We start from the raw sequence: 24834 nt of genomic DNA, 5'->3' as shown, positions 1-24834 counted from the left end.
CCCCAACGGCCGGAACCGGACCCTCCCGTCAGGCCGGGGCGACGAATCCGGACTCGTAGGCCGTGATCACCGCCTGGGTCCGGTCCCGCGCCCCCAGCTTGCCCAGAATCGCGCTCACGTGGGACTTCACCGTCTCCGTGCCGACGATCAGCTCCTTGGCGATCTCGACGTTCGTCAGCCCGCGCGCCATCGCCCGCAGCACCGCCTCCTCGCGCTCGGTCAGCGCCGCCCGCTTCAGCGCCGCCCGCGCCTGCCGGTTCCCGTACTCCGCGGCCAGCGCCCGTACGGCCGCGGGGAACAGCAGCGTCTCGCCCTCGGCCACCAGCCGCACCGCGTGCACGATCTCGGAGGGCCGGGCCCGCTTCAGCAGGAAGCCGTCCGCCCCCGCCCGCAGCGCCTGGTACACGTACTCGTCGTTCTCGAACGTGGTCACCACGAGGATCTTCGGCGGGGAGTCCACGGTCCGCAGCACGGCCCGCGTCGCCTCGATCCCGTCGAGCAGCGGCATCCGAACGTCCATGGCCACCACGTCCGGCCGCAGCTGCCGCACGAGCGGGACCACGGAGGCCCCGTCGGCCGCCTCACCCACCACTTCGATGTCGGGCTGGGCATCCAGGACGGCACGCAGACCCGCGCGCACCAGGGGTTCGTCATCGACGAGCAGAACGGTAACCGGCATCCGGTCAGCGTATTCGCTCCAGCGGAAGCCGGGCGCGCACCCTCCAACTGCCCTCGAACGGCCCGGTCTCGGCCTCCCCGCCGAGCAGCGCGGCCCGCTCCCGCATGCCGCGCAGTCCGCTCCCGCTGCCGGGGATGAAGACGGGGCCCTGCGGCAGCGGGTTCATGACCTCCAAGTCCAGCCTGCCGACGGCCATCTCCACCCGGACCCGGACCGGCACCGGGCCGCAGTGCCGCAGCACGTTCGTGAGCGCCTCCTGCAGGATCCGGTAGCCCTCCCGGGTCACGGGGCCAGGCAACTGCTCCAACGGTCCCGTCAGTTGTGCGTCGACCTCCGACCCCGAGGCCCGGGCCGACTCCAGCAGCCGGTCGGCCTCCGCGAGCGTCGGCCGCTGGGAGACGGGCTGCGCCGACTCCCGCAGGACCAGCAGGACCCGCTCCAGGTCCTCCAGCGCGGCCCGCCCCGTCTCCTCGATCGCACCCAGTGCCCGGTCGGTGAACTCGGGATTGCCGGCGGCCCGGGCCGCCCCCGCCTGCACCACGGCCACCGTCAGGGCGTGCCCGATCGAGTCGTGCAGCTCCCGCGCGATGCGCGTGCGCTCCAACAGCTGCTCGGTGCGGGCCTCCAGGGCGGTGAGCCGTTCGGCGGCCGAAGGCCCCAGCAGCCGGCGCGCGACTGTGGTGACCAGCTCGCCCAGCAGCACCACGATGACGATGAGAAGGACCAAGGGAACCGGAACGAGCAGTGCGGCGGCCCAACGCGGCGGTGCGTGGAAGAACATGAGGTCAGAGCCCAGCGGATGCCCGAGCGCCGCCGCGACCAGTTCGACCGTCGCCACCGGGAGCCACACGGTCGCGGCCATCGCGGCGAGCGCGATCACGAGCCGGGCCTCGAGCCACACCAGTGTCCGCCACCGGTCGCCCCACCGGGCCGACGGTGCGGCACTGATGCCGCTGTCGGGGGTGCCGTGGTCGTGCGGAGTGAGCAGGAACTGGGCCTGAAGCCCCTCCGCCAGCCGCACCCACGGCACCAGGCCGAACGGTATGACGATGACCAACGGCATCCACGGCCACGCCGGCTCTATGAACATCCACAGGGCGAGCAGCAGCACGGGCACGCACAGGTGCAACCAGCGTGAGTAGGTCACCGGTTGGAGCGGGGCACGGAGCAGTCGGTACATGCCCCCATCGTGGCAGTGACCGGCCCGGACGCGTCTCCCCCACGTGGGGGGACGGGACCCTCGCATGGGGGAGGAAGGGGGGTGAGGAGGGCGGCGAGTCTTGAGCCATGAACAGCATCGAGATCCGGGAACTGACCAAGGAATACGGACGCACCCGGGCCGTGGACCACCTCACCTTCGATGTCCTGCCCGGGCGGGTCACCGGATTCCTCGGCCCCAACGGCGCCGGCAAGTCCACCACGATGCGCCTGCTGCTCGGCCTGGACCGGGTCACCTCCGGGACGGCCACGATCGGCGGGGCACGGTTCACCGACTTCCCCGACCCGCTCCACCGGGTCGGCGCGCTCCTGGACGCCCAGGCGGCCCACGGCGGGCGCACAGCCCGGGACCACCTCCGCTTCCTCGCCGCCGCCAACCGCATCCCGGTGCGCAGGGTCGAAGAGGTACTGGAGCAGGCGGGTATCGCCTCGGCGGCGAAGCGGCGGATCAAGACCTTCTCGCTCGGCATGCGCCAGCGCCTGGGCATAGCGGCCGCGCTGCTGGGAGATCCCGCGGTGCTGCTGCTGGACGAGCCCACCAACGGGCTCGACCCCGAAGGCATCATCTGGATCCGCGAGCTGATGCGGGGCCTCGCCTCCGAGGGCCGCACGGTGCTCGTCTCCAGCCATCTGATGTCCGAGACGGCGGCGCTCGCCGACCACCTGGTCGTGCTCGGGCAGGGCAGGCTGCTCGCCGACTCCTCCATGGAGGATTTCATCGAGGCCCGCAGCACCCCGAAGGTGCGTCTGCGCACCTCGGATCCGGTCCGGCTCCGGGCGGCCCTGGCGCGGGACGGCTTCGAGATGGCGAGCGCCGACGACGGGCGCTGGACCGTGGAGGGCATACGGGCCGAGCAGCTCGGCGGCATGGCCGCCCGCGAGGGCATCCCCGTGCTGGAACTCGCCGACGAACGCGCCTCGCTGGAGCAGGCCTACCTCGACCTCACCGCCGACCACGCCCAGTTCGCCGCCACCCACTGACGTTCCCCACCACCCAAGGAGGCTTCGCCATGAGCGCCGCTCTGCCCACCGTCCCCGTCCTGCACTCGGAATGGATCAAGATACGGTCCCTTCGCGGCACGTTCGGGGCGCTGATCGCCATACTCGTGGCCACCGCCGGGATACAGGCCCTCGCGGCCGCGGCCGTGGGGCAGGCCGAGGCCGGCAGCATGGGGGAGGACCCGCTGCTCGGAGCCTTCTACGGCATCAACTTCGGCCAGATAGCGGCGTTCGCCTTCGGGGCGAGCGCGTTGTCCGCGGAGTTCCGCGACGGCGCCCTGCGCACGACGCTGACCGCGGTGCCGAACCGTACGCGCTTCTACCTGTCGAAGATCGCCCTGGTGGGCGGTATCGCCTTCCTGGTGGGCCAGGTCACCGGAGTGCTCACCTTCGTCCTGGGCCAGGCGTTCATGGGCGGGTACGCACTGTCGCCGGGGGACCCGGGCTCCCTCCGTGCCGTCTTCGGCAGCGGTGTGTACCTCATGCTCATGGCCCTGTTCGCAGCCGGTCTGACGGCGGTGCTGCGCAGTGCGGCGGTCGTGCTGAGCGTGCTCATACCCTTCGTCGTCATGGTGCCGTTCATCGTCGGCCAGGCGGCGGGCGGTGTCGCGGAGTTCCTGCCGGACCAGGCGGGGCAGCTCGTGATGCATCTGGAGTCGAGCGGCCGGCTCGGTCCCTGGAGCGGTCTGGGGGTGCTCGCGCTGTGGGCGGTGGCCGCGCTGGCCGGCGGCTGGCTGGCGGTGCGCCGGCGGGACGCGTGACGCCGGGCCAGTTGTCAGACCTCGCCGCGATACTGACGGCATGACCACGGCAGAGCATCTCGACACGATCGACCGGCTCCGGACGCGTGCCTTCCCCGACGTCCGGGGCAGGTCCGAAGTGGGCACCAGCGGGCCCGGCTACCACCTCGCCGAGCTGGGCGGCAGCCGGTGGTACGGGGACGAGGACGCGGCCGACCGCCTGGCGCACGAGGAGCAGGTGACCGCCGAGTTCGAAGCCCTGGCCCAGCGGCTGGAGGAACGCTGGGGCAAGCCGGACCGGTTCACGCTCGACAGCCTGAGACTGCCCGCGAAGGCCGGGGATGTGGCGCAGCCGTGGCAGGAGATCGGCGACACCAGCGACCACCTCCACCTGTGGCGGGCAGGGGACCGCTGGGTCGCCGTCTACGAGGCCCGGTGGGGGGCCGACCACTCACCGCAGCTGATGGCCGCGGTGACCGTGATCGACCCGCCCTAGAGGGTGTCCGGGGTCTGGTCGGAAGTCGATTCGGCGGCTGTGCGGAGGCGGGCGTACTCCTGGGCCATGGACTCCGCGGTCCAGTGGGCGTTGAGGCCGCTGGGGTTGGGAAGCGCCCAGATGCGGGTGGAGCCGATGGTCCGGTCCTGGGGTCCGATCTGCGCCTTCCGTTCGCCGAAGGCCGTGCGGTAGGCGGTGACGCCGACGACCGCAAGCCACTGTGGGCGCAGCAGTTCCACCTTGGCGGTCAGGACGAGGCCGCCCTCGCGGAACTCCTCGGCGCTCAGCTCGTCGGCCCGGGCCGTGGCGCGGGCGACGACGTTGGTGATGCCGAGCCGGTAGGTCAGCAGCTCCTCCTGCTCCGCGGGGTCCAGGCGGCGCGGGGTGAAGCCCGACAGGTGCAGGACGGGCCAGAAACGATTGCCGGGGCGGGCGAAGTGATGGCCCGTCGCGGCGGAGAGGAGGCCCGGATTGATCCCGCAGAACAGCACACGCAGACCGCCCGCGACCACGTCCGGGAGGACGCGGTCACGGGCGGCGCTCAGCTCCTCGGGGGTCAGAGGATCGACCCCGGCGCGTACCCGGCGGCCTCCGGGTGCTGCTTGGCGATCGCCTCGATACGGGAGACCACCACGGCCACCTGGTCACCGGCCGCGCCCGTGAAGGACAGCTTGTCGGCCATCAGGGCGTCGAGCTGGGCCCGGTCGAGCGGCATCCGCTCGTCGGCGGCCAGCTTGTCCAGCAGCTCGTTGCGCTCGGCGCCCTGCTCACGCATGGCGAGCGCGGAGGCCACCGCGTGCTCCTTGATGACCTCGTGGGCGGCCTCGCGGCCGACACCCGCCCGCACCGCGCCCATCAGGACCTTGGTGGTCGCGAGGAAGGGCAGGTAGCGGTCCAGCTCGCGGGCCACGACGGCCGGGAAGGCGCCGAACTCGTCGAGGACCGTCAGGAAGGTCTCCAGCAGGCCGTCGAACGCGAAGAACGCGTCGGGCAGGGCCACCCGGCGGACCACGGAGCAGGACACGTCGCCCTCGTTCCACTGGTCGCCGGCCAGCTCGCCGGTCATCGAGGCGTAGCCGCGCAGGATCACCATCAGGCCGTTGACGCGCTCGCAGGAGCGGGTGTTCATCTTGTGCGGCATCGCGGAGGAGCCGACCTGGCCGGGCTTGAAGCCCTCGGTGACCAGCTCGTGGCCGGCCATCAGGCGGATCGTCTTCGCGATCGACGAGGGAGCGGCGGCCAGCTGCACCAGGGCGGTGACCACGTCGTAGTCGAGCGAGCGCGGGTAGACCTGGCCGACGGAGGTGAAGGCCTGGGCGAAGCCGAGGTGGGTGGCGATCCGCTGCTCCAGGTCGGCCAGCTTCGCGGCGTCGCCGCCGAGCAGGTCGAGCATGTCCTGGGCGGTGCCGACCGGGCCCTTGATCCCGCGCAGCGGGTAGCGGCCGAGCAGGTCCTCCAGCCGGTCGTAGGCGACCAGCAGCTCGTCGGCCGCCGTCGCGAAGCGCTTGCCCAGGGTCGTCGCCTGCGCTGCGACGTTGTGGGAGCGGCCGGCCATGACCAGCTCGGCGTGCTCGCCGGCCAGCTTGCCGAGGCGGGCGAGGACGGCGACCGTACGGTCGCGGGCCAGCTCCAGCGAGAGCCGGATCTGGAGCTGCTCGACGTTCTCGGTGAGGTCGCGGGAGGTCATGCCCTTGTGGACGTGCTCGTGGCCGGCGAGGGCGTTGAACTCCTCGATGCGGGCCTTCACGTCGTGCCGGGTGACCTTCTCGCGCTCGGCGATGGAGGCGAGGTCGACCGTTTCCAGGACGCGCTCGTAGTCGGCGAGGGCGGCGTCCGGGACCTCGATGCCGAGGTCCTTCTGGGCGCGGAGTACGGCGAGCCACAGCCGCCGCTCCAGCGTCACCTTGTACTCGGGGGACCACAGGACGGCGAGCTCCGCGGAGGCGTAGCGGCCGGCCAGGACATTGGGGATGCGGGGCTTGGCAGTCACGTGTAGGGATTCTACTTGGGCCACAGCTGTGCGTTTACGCAGGTAGGGACCCCGCCTCGGATTGTGCCTTGCTACGAGAGCGGCTCGCCCGCCGTGGCCCCGTACGGCAGCAGCTCCGGGCGCTTGGCCGGGCGGCCGTCCCCGGAGGAGCGGCCGGTCAGCCGGCGGCCGACCCATGGCAGCAGGTGCTGCCGGGCGAAGCTCAGGTCCTGGGACCGGCGTACGGCCCAGCCCGGGGGCACCGCCGCGGGGAGCTCGGCATGCCAGTCCTGCTCGGGCGGCAGGCCCAGCGTCTGCCACACCGCCTCGGCCACCCGTCGGTGGCCCTCGGCCGTCAGGTGCAGCCGGTCCACGTCCCACATCCGCGGGTCGGCCAGCACGCCGGCCCCGTACAGGTCCACGACCAGGGCCCCGTGCCGGGCGGCCAGCTCCTCGATGATGCCGAAGAGCTCCTCCATGCGCGGCCGGAAGCGGTCCATCACCGGCCCGTTGCGCCCGGGAGAGCGCATCAGCACCAGCGTCTTGCACGCGGGGGCCAGCAGCTCCACGGCCTCCTCCAGGTGCCCGCGCACCCGGCCCATGTCGACCTTCGGCCGCAGCGCGTCGTTCAGACCGCCGACCAGCGTCACCACGTCCGCGCCCATCTCGGCCGCGACCGGGGCCTGCTCCTCGGCGATCTGCCCGATCAGCTTCCCGCGGACCGCGAGGTTCGCGTAGCGGAAACCGGGCTCGCGCGCCGCGAGGCGGGCGGCCAGCAGATCGGCCCAGCCGCGGTAGGAGCCGTCGGGCAACAGGTCGGACATGCCCTCGGTGAAGGAGTCGCCGACCGCGACAAAACTGGTGTAAGACGCATTCATCTCCATGGCGGAGCGATGCTACCGCGCGGTACCCCGGCCGCGCAGGGCCGGGGCACCACCGCGGCGGCAGCCGCGTCAGGCGGAGGCCGGCCTGCCGAACAGCTCGCGCAGCACGTCCTCCATCGTGACCAGGCCCGTCATCGCCCCGCCCGAGCCCATGACCGCCGCCAGGTGCGTCCGGCTGCGCCGCATCGCGGTCAGCACGTCGTCGAGCGGGGTCTCCGCCCGTACCTGCGCGATCGGACGCAGCGCGGACACCGGGAACGGCTGGTCCCGCTCCGGCCCTTCCGCGTCGAGGGCGTCCTTGACGTGCAGGTACCCGAGGATCCCGGCCTGTGCGTCGATCACCGGGAAGCGGGAGTACCCCGACTCGGCCGACAGGTGCTGCAGAGCCGTCGGCGTGACGCCGTCCCGGGCCACGACGACCCGGTCCAGCGGCAGCACCACATCGGTGACGGGCCTGCGGCCCAGCTCCAGGGCGTCGTGCAGCCGCTCGCTCGCCCGGTCGTCGATCAGTCCCGCGGCGCTGGAGTCCTTCACGATCCGGGCCAGCTCGTCGTCGGAGAACGTCGCCGAGACCTCGTCCTTCACCTCCACCCGCAGCAGCCGCAGCAGGAGGTTGGCGAAGGCGTTGATCGCGAAGATCACCGGCCTCAGGCCCCGGGTCAGGGTCACCAGCGGCGGACCGAGCAGGAGTGCGGTGCGCACCGGCTCGGACAGGGCCACGTTCTTCGGCAGCATCTCGCCGAAGAGCATGTGCAGATACGTGGCCAGCGCCAGCGCCACCACGAACGAGATCGCGTGGGTCAGCCCCGAGGGCACCCCGACGAGGTCGAACAGCGGGGTCAGCAGGTGCGCGATGGCCGGCTCGGCCACCACACCCAGCACCAGGGTGCACAGCGTGATGCCCAGCTGGGCCGCCGCCATCAGCGCCGACACGTGTTCCAGGCCCCACAGCACGGCGCGGGCCCGCCGGTCGCCCTGCTCGGCATACGGCTCGATCTGGCTGCGCCGCACCGAGATCAGTGCGAACTCGGCGCCGACGAAGAAGGCGTTGACGACCAGGGTCGCCAGGCCGATCAGCAGTTGGAGCACCGTCATCGCGCTCCCTCCCCACCCTGGTCCGAGGACTCCTGCGCGGGCTCGACCGGCGCGTGCAGCAGCACCCGCGCGGCCCGCCGGCCACTGGCGTCCTCCACGTCGAGCCGCCAGCCGGCCAGCTCCATGCTGTCGCCGACGGCCGGGATCCGGCCCAGCTCGGTCGCTATCAGCCCGGCGAGGGTCTCGTACGGGCCGTCCGGCACGCGCAGCCCGATCCGCGCAAGCTGATCGGTGCGCACGGCGCCGTCGGCGGAGTAGAGGCGGCGCCCGGAGGCGTCCGTACCGGCCGGGGCCAGGTCCGAGGTCTCGTGCGGGTCGTGCTCGTCGCGCACCTCGCCGACGACCTCCTCGACGATGTCCTCCAGGGTCACCACGCCGGCGGTGCCACCGTACTCGTCGATCACCACGGCCATCGTCTGGCGGCCGGACAGCAGGTCCAGCAGCCGGTCCACGGTCAGCGACTCCGGTACCAGCAGGGGATCGCGCAGCAGCCGGGAGACGGGGCGGCGGTGCCGCTCCTCGGCGGGCAGGGCGAGCACGTCCTTGATGTGGACGGTGCCGACGACGGTGTCGAGGCTGCCCCGGTAGACCGGGAAGCGCGACAGGCCGGTCGCGAGCGTCGCGTTCGCCACGTCTTCGGCGGTGGTCTGCACGTCGAGGGCCGTGACCTGGACCCGCGCGGTCATGACGTTCTCCGCGGTCAGGTCGGCCAGGTTCAGGGTCCGTACGAACAGCTCGGCGGTGTCCTTCTCCAGCGCGCCCGCCTTCGCGGAGTGCCGGGCCAGGGCCACCAGCTCCTGCGGGGTGCGCGCCGAGGCCAGTTCCTCGGCCGGCTCCATGCCGAGCCGGCGGACCATGTGGTTCGCCGTGGTGTTCAGGTGGCTGATGAACGGCCGGAAGGCGCGGCTGAAGACCCGCTGCGTGGTGGCCACGCGCTTGGCGATGGCCAGCGGGGAGGAGATCGCCCAGTTCTTGGGCACCAGCTCGCCGACGACCATCAGGACGACGGTCGACAGCACGGTGCCCAGGATCAGGGCGGTGGAGGAGGCGGCGGTGGCCGAAAGCCCCATGGCCTCGAACGGGCCCTGGAGCAGGGCGGAGATCGAGGGCTTGGAGATCATGCCGATGACCAGGCCGGTCACGGTGATGCCGAGCTGCGCGCCGGAGAGCTGGAACGTCAGGCTCCGGACGGCCGCGAGGGCGCTCTCGGCGCCGCGCTCGCCGCGCTCGGCGGCCTGTTCGAGCTCGCTGCGCTCGACGGTGGTCAACGAGAACTCGGCCGCGACGAAGACCCCGCAGGCTAGGCAGAGCAGCAGCGCCACGAGGAGCAGGAGCACTTCGGTCATCGGTCGGTCACCTCCGTCCCATGATCGGCCAGGAGGAGGGGTATCGCGCGATGTCGGGTACTGGGAGGCTCGCCCATGGGCGGACGCTCACACCTTTCGTTCAGGTCGGTTTCGGGTCGGTCGACCCGTGGCCACCATAGTAAAGGAAAGGCAAAGGGGTCGGATCATTCTTTTGGCGGAGCGCAACCGGATGATGGGATCCGGCCATGAGTGATCTTCATATAGGCCCCGCGTCCTCCGTCGATCTCACCGCCGTGCTCGGCTTCTGGAAGACGGCTGCCGAGGGAACGAGTATCAGCGACGACCTCGCGGGGGTCGAGCGGCTCCACGCCCGCGATCCGCACTCCCTGCTGCTGGCCCGGCGCGAGGGTGAACTGGTCGGCACGGTGATCGCGGGCTTCGACGGCTGGCGCTGCCACCTCTACCGGCTCGCGGTGCACCCGGACCACCGCCGCCAGGGCATCGGATCGGCGCTGCTGGCCGCTGCCGAGGAGCGGTTCCGCGAGCTCGGCGGACGGCGCGCCGATGCCATGGTGCTCGACCGCAACGAGCGGGCGCACGGCGCGTGGGCGGCAGCCGGCTACCACCGCCAGGACCAGTGGACGCGCTGGGTCAAGCCGCTGGGCTGAAGGGTTCAGGAAGGACCGCGGCGGGCCGTGCCGAGCACGCAGTACGAGCTCGGGAGCCCCGGGCCGCGCTCCGGCACCCGGAGGGTGCGGTACGAGGTGACCCGGAAGCCAGCGGCCTCGATCGCAGCCACCGGATCCCGGGACGTGTGGCACCCGCCGAAGAGGCGGGGCCAGACGGTCCGGTCCAGCGTGCGCTGGACGGCGGCCATCCCGGCGGTGGGCGCGCGGCCGTGCTCGAAGAAGCGGAGCTCGGCGTCGGGGCGGAGCACCCGGTGCAGCTCCGCGAGCGCGCGCGGCAGGTCCCGTACGGTGCACAGCACGAGGGAGGCGACGGCCGCGTCGAAGGCCTCGCTCTTCACGGGCAGGGCCTCCGCGACGCCCGGCACGACGTCGACCGGGACCTCGGCGCGCCGGGCCGCGTCGGCCGCGAGCCTTCGCAGGCTCCGCTCCGGTTCGACGGCGACGACCTCGGAGACGGCCCGCGGGTAGTGCGCGAAGTTCAGGCCGTTGCCGGCGCCGATCTCGATGACCCGGCCGGACACACCGTGCAGGAGCTCGCGGCGCAGTTCGCGCACACCGCCCCGGGTGTCGGCGGTGGTGCTGAGCCTCGCGTAGAACCGGGCGAAGAGCGGGTGCTCGACGGAATCCGGGTCGCGGTGCGGTGAGGGCATGGCGGACCTCCGGGCAGGGTGGCTACGGGTGCGGTTGCCCTGCCGGGCTGTACCCCATGCGCGCGGAGGGCAAAACCGGTGCCGGCGGACGGCTGAGTACGCGTACTCAGGAGTTCGGGGCGGTGCCGTGACGACAATCGGGTGATCAGAGCATGCGGGCCCCGGCCGCCGGGGCCCGCCCCAGGAAGTGGAGACCCAGTGACATCCCCTACGACACCCGCCCGTGCCGTGCCGCTCTCCGCAGGGCTGCTCGTCATGACCGCCTGCGGCACGACGGTGTCCGGGAGCGGCGCGGTCGTGGACCCGTCCCCGGTGCCGAGCCGGACCCCGGACCACGCCGCGCAGGAGGCGGCCGCGGTGGCCCGCCACGACAGGCTCTTCCCCGAGGTGGCCGCGGCGTGCGAGGGCCGGGCGAGCGTGGCGCCGACCGGATCGGCGGCGCCGGACGACCTGCCGACGGACCCCGCGGCGCGCAAGTACGCGGAGAACCACGCGTACAGGAACGAGGCCGCGCTCACGCCCGCCGCCCGGTGCCGGGGCGATGCCCACGCCGCACGGATCAAGGCGGCGCTGGGCGGCTCGGGCGGGAAGGGTGCACCGCGGACGACCCAGGAGCTCGGGGGGCTCCTGACCGGGATGGGCTACAAGGTCGAGACGGGCGACGTGTACGCATCGAGTACCGGCGACCTCTCGTTCGTCCTGTCGATTCCGGAGAGCGGGCCGTGCGTGACGGGCCAAGTCGGCCCGCCCGCGAGCGTGAAGGCGCACGGCCCCTACATGGAGGGCGGCTGCCACGAGCCGCGCGGCGGCCACTGAACGCACCCCGGCTCGCAGACGCCCGGCGGACGAAGCGGCCCGGCGTGCCGGACGGCGCCGCCGGGCCGGTTCGTCCGCGGGTGCCGGTCAGGGCTGCCAGGTCTCCAGGAAGGTCTCCGGGGACCACGTGCCCGAGAGGCCGGCGGCGAGCCATGTGGGGGCCGCCGCGCGGAAGGACTCCGGGGACAGGGATCCCGAGGCCTCCGGTACGACGCCCAGCAGCGGGAGCCCCGAGGACGACGGCAGGTCCGCCAGGTTGCAGCGGCAGGCCAGGTCCGGCTCCGCCGGCCAGCTGCCGATGACCACGCCCGGCGACTGCAGCCCCCGGGCCCGGAGGGCCTCCGCCGTCAGGGTGGTGGAGTTGAGGGTGCCGAGGGCCGGCGGGGTGACCACCAGGACCGGCGCGTCGAGCAGACGGGCCGCGTCGGCGAGGGTGTGGCCGGCCTCGTCGAAGCGGACCAGCAGCCCGCCCGCCCCCTCCACCAGGACCAGGTCGTGCGAGCGGGACAGGTCCCGCGCCGCGTCCGCGATCTCGCCGGGCGAGAGCGTCGGCAGGCCCGAGCGGCGGGCCGCCGTGTCCGGGGCCAGCGGCTCGGGATAGCGGGCCAGTTCCACCGCCGTGATCGTCGGTCCGGCCAGGCGGACCACCTCGGCCGCATCGCCCGCGGCGCCGGGCTCCATGCCCGTCTGAGCCGGCTTCAGGACCGCCACCGAGCGGCCCGCCGCCAGCGCGGCGGCCGCGACCGCCGCCGTGACCACCGTCTTGCCGATCTCCGTGCCCGTGCCCGAGACCATCAGTACGGCCATGTCAGCCCTCCTGCGCGGCCGCGCACACCGCGCGGCAGATGCGGGCCACGTCGCCGTCGCCCGTGACGAACGGCGGCATCACGTAGATCAGATCCCGGAAGGGGCGTACCCACACGCCTTCGCGGACCGCGGCCCGGGTCGCCGCCGCAACGTCGACCTCGTGCGTCAGCTGGACCACGCCGATCGCGCCCAGGACCCGTACGTCCCGTACACCGGGCAGCTCCCGTGCCGGAGCCAGACCCTCCAGCAGGCCCGCCTCGATCCGCTTGACCTCGCGCTGCCAGTCCTGGCCGAGGAGCAGGTCGATCGAGGCCAGCGCCACGGCGGTGGCCAGCGGGTTGCCCATGAACGTCGGCCCGTGGGCGAGGATCGGGACGGCTCCCCGGGAGATCCCGTTCGCCACCCGCTCCGTGCACAAGGTGGCCGCCAGCGTGAGGTAGCCGCCGGTCAGGGACTTGCCGAGGCACATCACGTCCGGGGTGATCCCGGCGTGGTCCGCCGCGAACAGGGCGCCGGTGCGGCCGAATCCCGTCGCGATCTCGTCCAGGATGAGCAGGACGTCGTACTCGTCGCACAGTTCGCGCATCACCCGCAGGTATCCGGGGTTGTGGAAGCGCATGCCGCCCGCGCCCTGCACCACCGGTTCCAGGATCACCGCGGCCAGCTCGTCCGCGTGGGCGGAGAGCAGGGAGCGCAAGTGGTCGACGTACGCGGGGTCCACGGGCGCGTCGAAACCGCTCGGCGGGACGTCGGCGAAGAGCTGCTGCGGGAGGATCCCCGACCACAGCTCGTGCATGCCGCCCTCGGGATCGCAGACGCCCATCGGCGTCCAGGTGTCCCCGTGATAGCCGCCGCGCCAGGTCAGCAGCCTGGTCTTGCCGGACCGGCCGATGGAGCGCCAGTACTGCAGGCACATCTTCACCGCGACCTCGACCGAGACCGACCCCGAGTCGGCGAGGAAGACGTGCTCCAGGCCGGGCGGGGTGATCTCGACCAGCCGGGCGGCGAGGCGGACGGCGGGCTCGTGCGTGAGTCCGCCGAACATCACGTGTGACATCCGGCCGAGTTGGTCGGTCACGGCCTCGTTCAGCGCCGGGTGGTTGTACCCGTGGATCGCCGACCACCAGGAGGACATGCCGTCGACCAGCTCGTCCTGGCCCTGCGCGGGCTCGGCCAGCCGCAGCCGCACGCCCGAGGCGGAGGAGACCACCAGGGGCTCCTGCCGCCCGGGCATCGGACCGTACGGGTGCCAGACGTGCTGCCGGTCCAGCGCGAGCAGTTCCGCGGCCGGCAGCGAGTGGTGCTGGTCAGGCATTGGGGGCGAGGTCCGTTCCCGCGCCCCGGCGGCGGACCGCCACCAGGTCCGGACGGACATCGCCGGCCGGAGCCTGGGCCGGAGCCCCGGCGGGCACGGGAGCAGACGCCGCGACCGGCGCCTGGGCCGGGACGGCCTCGTGGCCCGAGCAGCCGCCGCACGCGGAACCACAGCCCGCCTCGGCCGCCGAGGACCCGCACGGGCCCTGACCGGCCGCGGCCCTGGCCGCCGCCAGCGCGTCCGCGCGGTGCGCCGGCAGGGTCGTCGTCCCGGCGCCCTCCACCTCGAAACCGGCGTCCGCGATCATGTCGAGGTCGGCCTGGCCGGCCTGGCCCTCACTGGTGAGGTAGTCGCCGAGGAAGATGGAGTTGGCGATGTTCAGCGCGAGCGGCTGCATCGAGCGCAGGTGCACCTCGCGGCCGCCGGCGATCCGGACCTCCACGTCGGGGCAGACGAACCGGACCATCGCCAGGATCCGCAGGCAGCGCTGCGGGGTGAGGTTCCACTCCTTGGCCAGCGGGGTGCCCTCGAAGGGGATCAGGAAGTTCACCGGCACCGAGTCGGAGTCCAGCTCGCGCAGCGAGTAGACGACATCGACGAGGTCCTCGTCGCTCTCGCCCATGCCCGCGATCAGGCCGGAGCAGGCCGACAGGCCCGCCGCGTGCGCCTTCTGCACCGTGTCGACCCGGTCCGCGTAGGTGTGGGTCTTGGTGATCTGGCCGTACGTGGCCTCGGAGGTGTTGAGGTTGTGGTTGTAGGCATCGGCGCCCGCGTCCTTCAGGCGCTCGGCCTGGCCGTCCGAGAGCAGGCCGAGGCAGGCGCACACCTCGACGCCCTCGTTCTGCTCCTTGATCGCCTCGATCGTCTTGCCGACCCGGTCCACGTCGCGGTCCGTCGGGCCGCGCCCGCTCGCCACCAGGCACACGCGCTTCGCGCCGCCCGCGACACCCGCCGCGGCGGCCTGCGAGGCCTCGTCCGGCTTGAGCCACGTGTACTTGAGGATCTCCGCCTTCGACCCCAGTCGCTGGGAGCAGTAGGAGCAGTCCTCGGGGCAGAGCCCGGACTTCAGGTTGACCAGGTAGTTCAGCTTGACCCGACGCCCGAACCACTGGCGGCGCACCTTGCCGGCCGCGGCCACCACGTCGAGCAGTTCGTCGTCAGAGGTCGCCAGTACGGCAAGCGCCTCTTCGCGGGTCGGCAGCTCGCGCCGCAGCCCCTTGTCCACCAGGGTGTTCAGCAGGTCCATGACGCCGATCCTGGACTACACGAGCACTCCCGGCCAAGGAGAGATCGCACAACATGGCCTGAACGGAGTGTGTGGATCGCCACACCTGGCACTCAAGTGACGGCCGTTAGGGTCAGGCAGGTCTGTGGACTGCCGACAAAAAACGAGGACCCGCCGATGAGCCAGCACAGCCCCGAGCCCGATGACGTGTTCGCCTGGATCGACGACGCGGAGCGGGCCCGTGAGCAGGCCGGTCTCGTCCGGACGCTGCGCCCCCGCCCGGCGTCCTCGCCGCTCCTGGACCTCGCGAGCAACGACTACCTCGGCCTGTCCCGGCACCCGGAGACCGTACGCGGCGCGCGCGAGGCGGCCGAGCGGTGGGGGGCCGGGGCCACTGGATCACGCCTGGTGACCGGTACGACCGAGCTTCATGCGGAGCTCGAGCGGGAGCTGGCGGCGTTCTGCGGATTCGAGGCCGCCCTCGTCCTGTCCTCCGGGTACGCAGCCAACCTGGCGGCGGTCACGGCGCTCAGCGACCGCGGCACCCTCGTCGTGTCCGACGCGGGCAATCACGCCTCGATCGTCGACGGCTGCCGGCTCTCGCGCGCCGGGATCGAGGTGATCCCGCACTCCGATCCGGAGGCCGCGCGCAAGGCGCTCGGCGCGCAGGAGGGCCGGTCGCTGCTGGTCAGCGACTCGGTGTTCTCCGTGGACGGGGACGCCGCCCCGCTCGCCGCGTACGCGGCTGCCTGCCGGGAACGGGGCGCGGCCCTGGTCGTGGACGACGCGCACGGGCTGGGCGTCCTGGGGGAGGGCGGCCGGGGTGCCCTGCACGCCGCCGGACTCGCGGGCGCGCCCGGAGTGGTCGCCACCCTCACTCTCTCGAAGTCCCTGGGCAGCCAGGGCGGGGCCGTGCTCGGTCCGGCCAAGGTGATCCGGCACCTGGTCAACACGGCCCGGACGTTCATCTTCGACACCGGGCTGGCACCGGCCGCCGCGGGTGCGGCGCTGGCGAGCCTGCGCCTGCTCCGGCGGGAGCCGGAGCGCGCCGGCCGGGCCCGCGAGGTGGCCGACCGGCTGTACGGGCGGCTCACCGCGTCCGGCCTGACCGCGGCCCGGCCGGACGCGGCCGTGGTGTCGGTACGGGCCCCGTCGGCCGCGGCGGCACTGCGCTGGGCCGCCGACTGCCGCGAGGCAGGTCTGTCCGTGGGGTGCTTCCGTCCGCCGTCGGTGCCGGACGGCATTTCCCGGCTGCGGCTGACCGCACGGGCCGATCTCACGGGGGACGAGATCGACCGGGCCGTCGAGACGATCCTGAAGACCGCCCCGCCCGGAGCCACGGACTGCTAGGGCCTCACGCGAGTACGTCCGCGCCTGCCCGTACGGCTGCGAGGAAGCCGTCCCAGGCCGGCTCGGTGAAGAGCACGGCCGGGCCGGCCGTCCGCTTCGAGTCGCGGACGGCCAGCAGGCCGCCGCCACCGAGGACGGCGGTTTCCACGCAGTTGTTCATTCCGGTGCTGCGGCTGCTCCGCCGCCACCGCGCGCTGATCAGAAGTCCGCTGGTGGAGAGGGGGGTTGCGGACACGGGGGTGCCTCCTTACGCGTCGTCAGCGAGTGAGCTGATGAGATCCGACGAGTCCTGGGGCGGGAGGGCGTGCGCCTGGATGGTGCGGAATGCGGCGCTGTACGCCTCGAGGTCTTCCTTCCGCTCCAGGTAGAGGCTACTCGTCAAATGGTCGAGTACCACCACATCCAGATCGGCGATGTTCGGAAATGAGAAAATTACGAACGGTCCTGTCAGGCCGAGATGACCCCCCACACTGAACGGCAGTACCTGCAGCCGCACTTGGGGCAGCCGGGCCACCTGTCCCAGGTGCCGCAACTGCGCCGCCATCACCCCGGGCCCGCCGATCTGCCGCCGCAGCACCGCCTCGTCCAGTACCGCGCTCAGCTCCAGCGGCGGATCCGCCCGCAGCACCGACTGCCGGGCCAGCCGTACGTCGACCAGCGCGTCGACCTTGGGCTCCGGCAGCCCGCCCAGCGCGGCCCGGGTCACCGCCCGCGCGTACTCCGGGGTCTGCAGCAGGCCCGGCACCACGGAGAGCTCGACCGTACGGGCCGAGCGGGCGCTCGCCTCCAGGCTGATGAAGTCCCGGTACTCCTGGGGCAGCAGGCCCCGGTAGTCGTGCCACCACTGGCGGCCGCGCCCGGCCTCGCCACCGCGCGCCGCGGGTCCGGCCGCCGAGGCGGACAGGGCCTCCAGCAGCGCCCGCTGTTCGGGGCTGACGACCTTTCCGTACACGTCGAGGAGGAGGCGGATGTCCTCCGGTTTCACGCCACTGCGCCCCGTCTCGATGCGGCTGATTTTCGATTGGTGCCACCCCGCGATCCGGGCGGCCTCACCACTGGTGAGTCCGGTCCGGTCGCGCAGCGCGCGCAGTTCCTCGCCGAGCTTGCGCCGACGTACCGCGGGACCGTGCTGCATACCCGCCTCCTTCCACCGGCACAGCTCGCACCAGTCTGCCGTCCAAATACGCTCTTCCGTAGCAGAGTTCACCGCATTGGGCGACAGATATATGCATATCTTGAGGGAACAGCAGCACCGGCGGGACGATGGGTGGCACTCTGGCGTCCAGCACAGATCCGGGGCGTTTCGCCCCGGTGGGAAAGGGACCGTCGCCATGGCAGACCACCAGGAAGCATCCGTCACTCTGCCGAGCGATCCCGCCTCGGTCGCCACCGCCCGCCGCTACGTCGCGGAGGTGCTCGGTGAATGGGGACTGCCCGACGAGGCCGACACCGCGGACAGCGTCCGGCTGATCGTCTCGGAGCTCGCCACCAACGCCGTCCAGCACACGTTCGGCCAGTCGCCCACCTTCACCGTCGACGTCCGCCTGGAGCGCGGGGAGTGGCTGCGCGTCGGGGTGACCGACAGCCATCCGCGCTGGCCCAGGCGCCTGCCGGCCGCCGTCCAGCAGGACAACGGGCGGGGGATGGTCATCATCCGCTGGCTGACCGCCGAGACGGGCGGCCGGCTCTCGGTCAGCCCCACCGAGGACGGCGGCAAGACCGTCTGGATCGCCCTTCCCTGGCCCGTCGGGGCCCCCGCGAAGAGCGCCTCGGGCTGCTGAGCCCTTACGGCCACGGGGCCGGTGCGCGTTCCGTATACGGAACCTGGTGCGGGCGGCCGGGGAGTTGAACCGGGTGCCTTCCCGAAACGTGGGTTAACGCGGCGGAAAAACACGCCGCCTAGCGTGGCGGACACGGGCTTCCGTCAATGATCACCCATCCTTCGGCAAAGCGCCGGTGCGCGGGACGGAAAGCCTTTCTCTGCGTTGGGCAAGAGAGGCTTGGCTCGGATATGCGCAGGTCAACAAAGTGTTGAAGGCCGCTAAGGTCGGCCCGGCGCGACGCTGATCTGGTCCCCGGAAACTTGGTGATACGAGTGCAACTGACACCGCACGAGCAGGAACGACTGCTCATCCACGTGGCTGCGGACGTGGCCGAGAAACGCAAGGCGCGCGGCGTGCTCCTCAACCACCCAGAGGCGGTCGCCCTGATCACGTCGCACATCCTCGAAGGGGCGCGCGACGGGCGGACCGTGGCCGAGCTCATGGCCTCCGGTCGCACCGTCCTCGCGCGCGACCAGGTGATGGAGGGGATCCCCGAGATGATCCACGACGTCCAGGTCGAGGCGACCTTCCCGGACGGCACCAAGCTCGTCACCGTCCACGACCCGATCGTCTGAAGGGGGGAACCAGCATGATCCCCGGCGAAATCGTCCACGGGGACGGCCCGGTGCGCCTCAACGAGGGCCGGCCCGTCACCCGCCTCACCGTGCTCAACGCCGCCGACCGGCCCGTACAGGTCGGCTCCCACTACCACTTCGCCGAGGCCAACCCCAGCCTCGACTTCGACCGCGCGGCCGCCCGCGGGCTGCGGCTCAACATCGCCGCCGGCACCGCCGTGCGCTTCGAGCCGGGCATCCCGGTCGCCGTGGAGCTCGTACCGCTGGGCGGGCTGCGCACCGTACCGGGCCTGCGCGGGGAGACCGGGGGGCCGCTCGATGGCTGAGCTCGACCGCCGCGCGTACGCCGACCTCTTCGGGCCGACCGCGGGCGACCGCATCCGGCTCGCCGACACCGACCTGTTCGTCGAGATCGAGCGGGACCTCAGCGGAGGCCCCGGACGCTCCGGCGACGAGGCCGTGTTCGGCGGCGGCAAGGTGATCCGCGAGTCCATGGGCCAGGCCCGCACCACGCGCGCCGAGGGCGCCCCGGACACGGTGATCACCGGAGTCGTCGTCCTCGACCACTGGGGCATCGTCAAGGCCGACATCGGCATCCGCGACGGCCGCATCTGCGGCATCGGGAAGGCCGGCAACCCCGACACGATGGACGGGGTGGACCCCGCGCTCGTGATCGGCCCCGAGACCGAGATCATCGCGGGCAACGGGAAGATCGTCACGGCGGGCGCCGTCGACGCACACGTGCACTTCATCTCGCCGACCGTCGTCGACGAGGCCCTCGCCTCCGGCATCACCACCCTCGTCGGCGGTGGCACCGGCCCCGCCGAGGGCACCAAGGCCACCACCGTTACGCCCGGACCCTGGCACCTCGCCCGGATGTTCGCGGCCCTGGAGTCCTACCCCGTCAACATCGGCCTGCTGGGCAAGGGCAACACCATGTCCCGGGAGGCCATGCACTCGCAGCTGCGCGGCGGCGCCCTCGGGTTCAAGATCCACGAGGACTGGGGGGCCACCCCCGCCGTCATCGACGCCTGCCTGAGCGTCTGCGAAGAGACCGGCGCCCAGGTCGCCGTCCACACCGACACCCTCAACGAGGCCGGATTCGTCGGCGACACCCTCGCCGCCATCGCCGGACGGACGATCCACTCGTACCACACCGAGGGTGCGGGCGGCGGGCACGCACCCGACATCATCACCGTGGTCTCCGAGCCGAACATCCTGCCCAGCTCCACGAACCCGACCCGGCCGCACACCGTCAACACCATCGAGGAACACCTCGACATGCTGATGGTCTGCCACCACCTCAACCCTGCCGTCCCCGAGGACCTGGCCTTCGCCGAATCCCGGATCCGGCCCTCGACCATCGCCGCCGAGGACGTCCTGCACGACCTCGGCGCGATCTCCATCATCTCCTCCGACGCCCAGGCCATGGGCCGCGTCGGCGAGGTCGTGATGCGCACCTGGCAGACCGCCCACGTCATGAAGAAGCGGCGCGGCTTCCTGCCCGGCGACGGACCGGCCGACAACCACCGCGCCCGCCGCTACGTCGCCAAGTACACGATCAACCCCGCCGTGGCCCAGGGCCTCGCACGGGAGATCGGCTCGGTGGAGACCGGCAAGCTCGCCGACCTCGTGCTGTGGACGCCCGCCTTCTTCGGGGTCAAGCCCGAAGTGGTCATCAAGGGCGGCCAGATCGCCTACGCGCAGATGGGCGACGCCAACGCCTCCATCCCGACCCCTCAGCCGGTGCTGCCCCGCCCGATGTTCGGAAGCCACGGCCGGGCCCCTGGGCTGAACTCGGTCAACTTCACCGCGCAGGCCGCGCTCGACGACGAGCTGCCCGAACGGCTGGGACTCGGCAAGCGGTTCGTGGCCATAGAGAGCACCCGCAAGGTGGGCAAGGCGGACATGCGCAACAACGACGCCATGCCGAGGGTCGAGGTCGACGCCGACACCTTCACCGTCACCATCGACGGCGAGGTGGTGGAGCCGGCGCCCGCCGCGGAACTGCCCATGGCGCAGAGATACTTCCTCTTCTGACATGGAGTCTCTGCCGACGGCGGCGGCCCCATGAGCCTCGCCGCCCTCCTCGTCCTCGCCGACGGACGCTTCCCCGCCGGCGGCCACGCCCACTCCGGCGGGGCCGAGGCCGCCTGCAAGGCCGGCCGGATCCACGACGCCGCCACCCTGGAGGAGTTCTGCCGCGGCCGGCTGCACACGGCCGGACTCACCGCCGCCGGACTCGCCGCGGCCGCGGCCCTCGGACTCGACCCGGCGGTCCTCGACGCCGCGGCCGACGCCCGCACGCCCTCGCCCGCACTGCGCACCGCGGCCCGACGGCTGGGCCGGCAGCTGCTGCGGGCCGCCCGGGCCACCTGGCCCGCCGCCGAACTCGACGCGCTCGCCGCGGCCTTCCCGCGCGGGGCGCACCAGCCGGTGGTGCTCGGGCTCACCGCCCGGGCGGCGGGGCTCGGGCCGCCGGAGGCCGCGCACGTGGCGGCGTACGAGAGCGTGAGCGGACCGGCGACCGCGACGGTACGGCTGCTCGGCCTGGACCCCTTCGAGGCGAGCGGGGTCCTGGCCCGCCTCGCCCCCGAGCTCGACGCGGTCTCGGACCGGGCCGCGCGAGCCGCCCACCGGGCCGGGCGGGAAGGGCCAGAGGCCCTGCCCGCGGCCTCTTCGCCGCTGCTGGAGATCGCGGCGGAGGTCCATGCCGACTGGCCGGTCCGGCTGTTCGCCTCCTGACGTCCCTCCCCACACCTCCACTACCGGAGATCCCCATGCACCTCGACCACGGCGTGACCTACCCCCAGCGCCACACCCACAGCGCCGAGCCCGTACGGGCGGACGGCTCGCGGCGCGCCCTGCGCATCGGACTCGGGGGTCCCGTCGGCTCCGGGAAGACGGCCACCGTCGCCGCGCTCTGCCGCGTCCTGCGCGCCGAGCTGTCCATGGCCGTCGTCACCAATGACATCTACACCCGGGAGGACGCCGAGTTCCTGCTCCGCGAGGCCGTCCTGTCGCCCGAGCGGATCAGCGCGGTGGAGACCGGCGCCTGCCCGCACACCGCCATCCGCGACGACATCTCCGCCAATCTGGAGGCGGTGGAGGAGCTGGAGGAGACGGTCGGCCCGCTCGACCTGATCCTCGTCGAGTCCGGAGGCGACAACCTGACCGCCACCTTCTCGCGCGGCCTCGTCGACGCCCAGATCTTCGTCATCGACGTCGCGGGCGGGGACGACATCCCGCGCAAGGGCGGCCCGGGTGTCACCACCGCCGACCTGCTGGTCGTCAACAAGACCGACCTCGCCCCCTACGTGGGCTCCGACCTGGACCGGATGGCCCGCGACGCCGCCGAGCAGCGCGGTGAACTCCCCGTCGCCTTCCAGTCGCTGCGCGGCGCCGAGGGCGTGGCTCCGGTGGCTGCCTGGGTGCGCGAGCGGATCGCCGCCTGGGCCGCCCGGTGAGCCTTACGGTGGCCGGGGCGCCCCCCGCCGCGCCGCCGGCCCCGGCTCCGCCCGGCCCCGCCCCGTCGGAACCGGCCGCTCCGACCGGGCCCGCTCCGACCGGGCCCGCCCCGGCCCGCACCGGCGTGCGGGCCACCGCCCGGATCTCCGCGGTCGCCGACGGTCGCGGCGGAACCGCCCTGCCCCTGCTGGCCGGCGAGGGGCCGCTCGCGCTGCGCCGCACCCGCGGCACGCCCGTCGAGGCCGGCGTGATGCTGGTCGGCGCGATGAGCGCCCCGCTCGGCGGGGACCACCTCACCGTCGAGGCCGCCACCGGTCCCGGGGCCCGGCTCGCCCTGGCCTCGGCGGCCGCCACCCTGGCGCTGCCCGGCCGCGGTGGCGCGCCCGCGCGGTACGACGTACGGCTGACCCTGGCCGGGGACTCGGCGCTGCGGTGGCTGCCGGAGCCGCTGGTCTCCGTACGCGGCAGCGACCTGCGGGTGCGCACCCGAGTCGAACTCGCCCCCACGGCCCGGCTGCTGCTGCGCGAGGAGCAGGTGCTGGGCCGCACGGGGGAGTCACCGGGGCTCCTGCGCAGCCGGCTCACCGTGACCCGGGGCGGGCGCCCGCTGCTGGACCAGGAGCTGGCCTGCGGACCGGGTGCTCCCGGCGGCTGGGACGGTCCGGCGGGGCTCGCGGGCCACCGGGCGCTCGGTCAGCTCCTGGTCGTGGACCCGGCGTTCGCCGCGTCGGCACCGACCGCCGCGGTGCTCGGGGAGTTCGCGGCCGTCACCCCGCTGGCCGGTCCCGCCGTCCTCGTGACGGCTCTGGCGCCCGACGCGCTGCGGCTGCGCGAGGTACTCGACGCGGCGTGTCGCACGTACGGCTGGTAATCGCCGAGCGAACCTGGGACGAATGGGACACCGCTCAGCGGTACACGCCTTTCCGGTTATCGGGTTGGCAAAGAACGCGACCTTGCCCTGTTGTCAGGTGTCGGTCAGGCGAAAGGATCCCACTGTTCGACCGACCGACCCGACCAACCCGGCCTCCTCCGGCCGGGTCTGACGCAGGGGGAACAACCACGTGATACGCACTGCAGCGCTGGGGAGCGCTGCCACTCTGATCACCGGAGCGCTGGCCGCGGGTCTGCTGCTGGCCCCGCCGGCCGCCGCGGCCTCGTCCAGCCAGAACAGCGGGTTCCCGGAGGCGCTGGGCGTCCAGCTCGCCGCCGCCCGCGCGGCCTCCACCGGGGTCGAGTGGAAGGACTGCCCCGCCGACTGGGGCTTCGAGGCCCCGATCCAGTGCGGCTGGGTCAAGGTCCCGCTGGACTACTCCAAGCCGTTCGGCAAGACCATCGACCTCGCGGTCGACCGGATCGGCAGCACCGGCACCAAGGAGGAGCGCCAGGGCGCGCTCATCTACAACCCGGGCGGCCCCGGCGGCTCCGGCATGCGCTTCCCGCGCCGGGTCACCACCAAGAGCCCGCTGTGGGTCAACACCTCCAAGGCCTACGACTTCGTGGGCTTCGACCCCCGCGGTGTCGGCCACTCCGCCCCGATCTCCTGCATCGACCCGCAGGAGTTCGTCAAGGCGCCCAAGGCCGACCCGGTCCCGTCCAGCGAGGCGGACAAGCGTGCCCAGCGCAAGCTCGCCGCCGAGTACGCGGACGGCTGCAAGGAGCGCAGCGGCGAGATGCTGCCGCACATGACCACGCCGAACACCGCGCGCGACCTGGACGTCATCCGGGCCGCCCTCGGTGAGAAGAAGCTGAACTACCTCGGCGTCTCCTACGGCACCTACCTCGGCGGCGTCTACGCGACGCTGTTCCCGACCCACGTGCGCCGCATGATCGTCGACAGCGTGGTCAACCCGGACACCGACAACATCTGGTACGAGGCCAACCTCGGCCAGGACGTCGCCTTCCAGACGCGCTGGAACGACTGGCAGGACTGGGTCGCCAAGTACGACTCCGTCTTCCACCTCGGCGACAGCCGCGCCAAGGTCGAGGCCAAGTACCAGCAGCTGCGTGCTCAGGCCAAGGCCAACCCGCTCGGCGGCGTCGTCGGCCCGAACGAGCTCATCGGCTTCTTCCAGGGCGCCCCGTACTACGACTCCTCGTGGGTCCCGGTCGCGCAGGCGTTCAGCGCCTGGGCCGCCGGTGACGAGAAGCCGCTGATCGAGGCCATCGCCCCCGACATGTCGGACACCAAGGGCAACGCCGCGTCCGAGAACAGCAACGCCGTCTACACCGCGGTGGAGTGCGCCGACGCCAAGTGGCCGACCAGCTGGGCCAAGTGGGACCGGGACAACACCAAGCTGAACGAGAAGTACCCGTTCCTGACCTGGTCCAACGCGTGGATGAACCTGCCCTGCGCGACCTGGAAGGCCAAGCAGAGCAACCCGATCGAGGTCGGTGCCAAGCGCGGCCTGCCGCCGGTCCTGATCGTCCAGTCCGAGCGTGACGCCGCCACGCCGTACGAGGGTGGCGTCGAGATGCACCGCCGTCTCGCCGGCTCGCGTCTGATCACCGAGCAGAACGCCGGCTCGCACGGTGTCACCAGCCTGGTGAACCCCTGCATCAACACCCGGGTGGACGCCTACCTGCTGACCGGCAAGGTCGACGCCAAGGACGTGAAGTGCGGCCCGCACGCCACTCCGGTCCCCCCGGCCCCGGCTGCCGCGAAGTCGCTCGCCAAGGCGCCGGCCTCCGCGCTCCCGGCGCAGGAGGAGCTGCCGGCCGTCCGCTAAGCC

General features: G+C 72.7%; 27 protein-coding genes. 14 read left to right on the top strand and 13 right to left on the bottom strand.

The annotated features are described in order from the left end of the window. Nucleotides 1-28: 28 nt before the first annotated feature. Both ACFXGI_RS01645 and ACFXGI_RS01640 read right to left on the bottom strand, forming a co-directional pair. Entirely contained in the window at nt 29-679 is a 651-nt protein-coding gene (locus tag ACFXGI_RS01645) for a response regulator (protein ID WP_384701631.1), read from the bottom strand. Between the two features lie 4 nt (nt 680-683). Continuing rightward, a complete protein-coding gene (locus ACFXGI_RS01640) occupies nt 684-1859 on the bottom strand; it encodes a sensor histidine kinase (RefSeq protein ID WP_384701628.1) in 1176 nt (391 codons plus the stop codon). Between the two features lie 107 nt (nt 1860-1966). Here ACFXGI_RS01640 and ACFXGI_RS01635 point away from each other — a divergent pair, with 107 nt between their 5' ends. Genes ACFXGI_RS01635 through ACFXGI_RS01625 form a run of 3 tightly spaced genes read left to right on the top strand, consistent with a single transcriptional unit; the run spans nt 1967 to nt 4132 of the window. Continuing rightward, on the top strand, nt 1967-2878 hold the full coding sequence (locus ACFXGI_RS01635) for an ABC transporter ATP-binding protein (RefSeq protein ID WP_384701625.1): 912 nt from the start codon (nt 1967-1969) through the stop codon (nt 2876-2878). 29 nt (nt 2879-2907) lie between these two features. Then, a complete protein-coding gene (locus tag ACFXGI_RS01630) occupies nt 2908-3657 on the top strand; it encodes an ABC transporter permease (protein ID WP_384701622.1) in 750 nt (249 codons plus the stop codon). Between the two features lie 40 nt (nt 3658-3697). Beyond that, nucleotides 3698-4132 carry a hypothetical protein gene (locus ACFXGI_RS01625; RefSeq protein WP_384701619.1) on the top strand — a complete coding sequence of 145 codons (435 nt, stop codon included), beginning with the start codon at nt 3698-3700 and terminating at the stop codon, nt 4130-4132. On the opposite strand, the gene mug is transcribed toward ACFXGI_RS01625, so the two are convergent. The 5 genes from mug to ACFXGI_RS01600 all read right to left on the bottom strand — a co-directional run bounded on the left by mug (nt 4129) and on the right by ACFXGI_RS01600 (nt 9426). Beyond that, nucleotides 4129-4692: a G/U mismatch-specific DNA glycosylase gene (mug, locus tag ACFXGI_RS01620; RefSeq protein ID WP_384701848.1), complete on the bottom strand. Its 564-nt coding sequence runs from the start codon at nt 4690-4692 to the stop codon at nt 4129-4131. The two genes, ACFXGI_RS01625 and mug, sit on opposite strands and share 4 nt — an antisense overlap. Next, nucleotides 4689-6122: an adenylosuccinate lyase gene (gene purB, locus ACFXGI_RS01615; protein ID WP_384701616.1), complete on the bottom strand. Its 1434-nt coding sequence runs from the start codon at nt 6120-6122 to the stop codon at nt 4689-4691. Before purB ends, mug begins: the two co-directional genes overlap by 4 nt. 71 nt (nt 6123-6193) lie before the next feature. Continuing rightward, the gene (locus ACFXGI_RS01610) at nt 6194-6985 is read right to left on the bottom strand and encodes an SGNH/GDSL hydrolase family protein (RefSeq protein ID WP_384701613.1); all 792 of its coding nucleotides are present in this window, start codon (nt 6983-6985) and stop codon (nt 6194-6196) included. 69 nt (nt 6986-7054) lie between these two features. Beyond that, nucleotides 7055-8080 carry a hemolysin family protein gene (locus tag ACFXGI_RS01605; RefSeq protein WP_384701610.1) on the bottom strand — a complete coding sequence of 342 codons (1026 nt, stop codon included), beginning with the start codon at nt 8078-8080 and terminating at the stop codon, nt 7055-7057. Then, entirely contained in the window at nt 8077-9426 is a 1350-nt protein-coding gene (locus ACFXGI_RS01600) for a hemolysin family protein (protein WP_384701607.1), read from the bottom strand. The genes ACFXGI_RS01605 and ACFXGI_RS01600 overlap by 4 nt, the downstream gene beginning before the upstream one ends. Nucleotides 9427-9632: 206 nt before the next feature. Between ACFXGI_RS01600 and ACFXGI_RS01595 the strand changes: the two genes are divergently transcribed. Then, nucleotides 9633-10055, top strand: a complete 423-nt coding sequence (locus tag ACFXGI_RS01595) for a GNAT family N-acetyltransferase (protein WP_384701604.1) — start codon at nt 9633-9635, stop codon at nt 10053-10055. A gap of 5 nt (nt 10056-10060) precedes the next feature. Here the strand turns inward: ACFXGI_RS01595 and ACFXGI_RS01590 are convergent, their stop codons facing one another. Next, entirely contained in the window at nt 10061-10726 is a 666-nt protein-coding gene (locus ACFXGI_RS01590; protein WP_384701601.1) for a class I SAM-dependent methyltransferase, read from the bottom strand. A 198-nt stretch (nt 10727-10924) separates the two neighbouring features. On the opposite strand from ACFXGI_RS01590, the gene ACFXGI_RS01585 reads away from it, so the two are divergent. Beyond that, on the top strand, nt 10925-11542 hold the full coding sequence (locus tag ACFXGI_RS01585; protein ID WP_384701598.1) for a hypothetical protein: 618 nt from the start codon (nt 10925-10927) through the stop codon (nt 11540-11542). An 87-nt stretch (nt 11543-11629) separates the two neighbouring features. On the opposite strand, the gene bioD is transcribed toward ACFXGI_RS01585, so the two are convergent. Genes bioD through bioB form a run of 3 tightly spaced genes read right to left on the bottom strand, consistent with a single transcriptional unit; the run spans nt 11630 to nt 14910 of the window. Then, nucleotides 11630-12349 (bottom strand): dethiobiotin synthase, encoded by a 720-nt coding sequence (bioD, locus tag ACFXGI_RS01580; protein ID WP_384701595.1) that lies wholly within the window; start codon nt 12347-12349, stop codon nt 11630-11632. Between the two features lies 1 nt (nt 12350). After that, nucleotides 12351-13664: an adenosylmethionine--8-amino-7-oxononanoate transaminase gene (locus tag ACFXGI_RS01575; protein ID WP_384701592.1), complete on the bottom strand. Its 1314-nt coding sequence runs from the start codon at nt 13662-13664 to the stop codon at nt 12351-12353. Continuing rightward, a complete protein-coding gene (gene bioB / locus ACFXGI_RS01570; RefSeq protein ID WP_384701589.1) occupies nt 13657-14910 on the bottom strand; it encodes a biotin synthase BioB in 1254 nt (417 codons plus the stop codon). Before bioB ends, ACFXGI_RS01575 begins: the two co-directional genes overlap by 8 nt. Nucleotides 14911-15066: 156 nt before the next feature. Between bioB and ACFXGI_RS01565 the strand changes: the two genes are divergently transcribed. Continuing rightward, nucleotides 15067-16239, top strand: coding sequence for an 8-amino-7-oxononanoate synthase (locus ACFXGI_RS01565; RefSeq protein ID WP_384701586.1), 1173 nt, complete (start codon nt 15067-15069; stop codon nt 16237-16239). A 4-nt stretch (nt 16240-16243) separates the two neighbouring features. Here the strand turns inward: ACFXGI_RS01565 and ACFXGI_RS01560 are convergent, their stop codons facing one another. Continuing rightward, nucleotides 16244-16474 carry a DUF397 domain-containing protein gene (locus ACFXGI_RS01560; RefSeq protein WP_384701583.1) on the bottom strand — a complete coding sequence of 77 codons (231 nt, stop codon included), beginning with the start codon at nt 16472-16474 and terminating at the stop codon, nt 16244-16246. A gap of 12 nt (nt 16475-16486) precedes the next feature. Continuing rightward, nucleotides 16487-17374, bottom strand: coding sequence for a helix-turn-helix domain-containing protein (locus tag ACFXGI_RS01555; RefSeq protein WP_384701580.1), 888 nt, complete (start codon nt 17372-17374; stop codon nt 16487-16489). Nucleotides 17375-17570: 196 nt separating this feature from the next. Here ACFXGI_RS01555 and ACFXGI_RS01550 point away from each other — a divergent pair, with 196 nt between their 5' ends. From ACFXGI_RS01550 to ACFXGI_RS01515, 8 genes are all read left to right on the top strand, one after another. Then, complete coding sequence (locus tag ACFXGI_RS01550) at nt 17571-18020, top strand: ATP-binding protein (RefSeq protein WP_384701577.1); 450 nt, start codon at nt 17571-17573, stop codon at nt 18018-18020. A gap of 314 nt (nt 18021-18334) precedes the next feature. Next, entirely contained in the window at nt 18335-18637 is a 303-nt protein-coding gene (locus tag ACFXGI_RS01545) for an urease subunit gamma (RefSeq protein ID WP_384701574.1), read from the top strand. 14 nt (nt 18638-18651) lie between these two features. Next, nucleotides 18652-18963, top strand: a complete 312-nt coding sequence (locus ACFXGI_RS01540) for an urease subunit beta (protein ID WP_384701571.1) — start codon at nt 18652-18654, stop codon at nt 18961-18963. Continuing rightward, complete coding sequence (locus ACFXGI_RS01535; protein ID WP_384701568.1) at nt 18956-20677, top strand: urease subunit alpha; 1722 nt, start codon at nt 18956-18958, stop codon at nt 20675-20677. Before ACFXGI_RS01540 ends, ACFXGI_RS01535 begins: the two co-directional genes overlap by 8 nt. Before the next feature lie 30 nt (nt 20678-20707). Further along, nucleotides 20708-21382: an urease accessory protein UreF gene (locus ACFXGI_RS01530; protein WP_384701565.1), complete on the top strand. Its 675-nt coding sequence runs from the start codon at nt 20708-20710 to the stop codon at nt 21380-21382. A gap of 35 nt (nt 21383-21417) precedes the next feature. Next, on the top strand, nt 21418-22104 hold the full coding sequence (gene ureG / locus ACFXGI_RS01525) for an urease accessory protein UreG (protein WP_384701562.1): 687 nt from the start codon (nt 21418-21420) through the stop codon (nt 22102-22104). 125 nt (nt 22105-22229) lie between these two features. Then, nucleotides 22230-22976 (top strand): urease accessory protein UreD, encoded by a 747-nt coding sequence (locus ACFXGI_RS01520; protein ID WP_384701846.1) that lies wholly within the window; start codon nt 22230-22232, stop codon nt 22974-22976. Between the two features lie 190 nt (nt 22977-23166). After that, a complete protein-coding gene (locus ACFXGI_RS01515; protein WP_384701559.1) occupies nt 23167-24831 on the top strand; it encodes an alpha/beta hydrolase in 1665 nt (554 codons plus the stop codon). The last annotated feature ends 3 nt before the right edge of the window (nt 24832-24834 follow it).

It is taken from the genome of Streptomyces sp. NPDC059355, assembly GCF_042752335.1.
Classification (GTDB): Bacteria; Actinomycetota; Actinomycetes; order Streptomycetales; family Streptomycetaceae; genus Streptomyces.
The sequence above is the reverse complement of the archived record's forward strand: the minus strand, read 5'-3'. Positions and strand labels throughout refer to the sequence as shown.

What these genes read in the sequence shown, in the direction of transcription:
- ACFXGI_RS01600 (WP_384701607.1), bottom strand. Translation starts at nt 9,426, where the DNA reads ATGACCGAAGTGCTCCTGCTCCTCGTGGCGCTGCTGCTCTGCCTAGCC.
- ACFXGI_RS01610 (WP_384701613.1), bottom strand. Translation starts at nt 6,985, where the DNA reads ATGGAGATGAATGCGTCTTACACCAGTTTTGTCGCGGTCGGCGACTCC.
- ACFXGI_RS01540 (WP_384701571.1), top strand. Translation starts at nt 18,652, where the DNA reads ATGATCCCCGGCGAAATCGTCCACGGGGACGGCCCGGTGCGCCTCAAC.
- bioD (WP_384701595.1), bottom strand. Translation starts at nt 12,349, where the DNA reads ATGGCCGTACTGATGGTCTCGGGCACGGGCACGGAGATCGGCAAGACG.
- ACFXGI_RS01565 (WP_384701586.1), top strand. Translation starts at nt 15,067, where the DNA reads ATGAGCCAGCACAGCCCCGAGCCCGATGACGTGTTCGCCTGGATCGAC.
- ACFXGI_RS01605 (WP_384701610.1), bottom strand. Translation starts at nt 8,080, where the DNA reads ATGACGGTGCTCCAACTGCTGATCGGCCTGGCGACCCTGGTCGTCAAC.
- ACFXGI_RS01530 (WP_384701565.1), top strand. Translation starts at nt 20,708, where the DNA reads ATGAGCCTCGCCGCCCTCCTCGTCCTCGCCGACGGACGCTTCCCCGCC.
- ACFXGI_RS01635 (WP_384701625.1), top strand. Translation starts at nt 1,967, where the DNA reads ATGAACAGCATCGAGATCCGGGAACTGACCAAGGAATACGGACGCACC.
- ACFXGI_RS01555 (WP_384701580.1), bottom strand. Translation starts at nt 17,374, where the DNA reads ATGCAGCACGGTCCCGCGGTACGTCGGCGCAAGCTCGGCGAGGAACTG.
- ACFXGI_RS01640 (WP_384701628.1), bottom strand. Translation starts at nt 1,859, where the DNA reads ATGTACCGACTGCTCCGTGCCCCGCTCCAACCGGTGACCTACTCACGC.
- ureG (WP_384701562.1), top strand. Translation starts at nt 21,418, where the DNA reads ATGCACCTCGACCACGGCGTGACCTACCCCCAGCGCCACACCCACAGC.
- bioB (WP_384701589.1), bottom strand. Translation starts at nt 14,910, where the DNA reads ATGGACCTGCTGAACACCCTGGTGGACAAGGGGCTGCGGCGCGAGCTG.
- ACFXGI_RS01625 (WP_384701619.1), top strand. Translation starts at nt 3,698, where the DNA reads ATGACCACGGCAGAGCATCTCGACACGATCGACCGGCTCCGGACGCGT.
- ACFXGI_RS01630 (WP_384701622.1), top strand. Translation starts at nt 2,908, where the DNA reads ATGAGCGCCGCTCTGCCCACCGTCCCCGTCCTGCACTCGGAATGGATC.
- ACFXGI_RS01550 (WP_384701577.1), top strand. Translation starts at nt 17,571, where the DNA reads ATGGCAGACCACCAGGAAGCATCCGTCACTCTGCCGAGCGATCCCGCC.
- ACFXGI_RS01575 (WP_384701592.1), bottom strand. Translation starts at nt 13,664, where the DNA reads ATGCCTGACCAGCACCACTCGCTGCCGGCCGCGGAACTGCTCGCGCTG.
- ACFXGI_RS01590 (WP_384701601.1), bottom strand. Translation starts at nt 10,726, where the DNA reads ATGCCCTCACCGCACCGCGACCCGGATTCCGTCGAGCACCCGCTCTTC.
- ACFXGI_RS01595 (WP_384701604.1), top strand. Translation starts at nt 9,633, where the DNA reads ATGAGTGATCTTCATATAGGCCCCGCGTCCTCCGTCGATCTCACCGCC.
- ACFXGI_RS01535 (WP_384701568.1), top strand. Translation starts at nt 18,956, where the DNA reads ATGGCTGAGCTCGACCGCCGCGCGTACGCCGACCTCTTCGGGCCGACC.
- ACFXGI_RS01645 (WP_384701631.1), bottom strand. Translation starts at nt 679, where the DNA reads ATGCCGGTTACCGTTCTGCTCGTCGATGACGAACCCCTGGTGCGCGCG.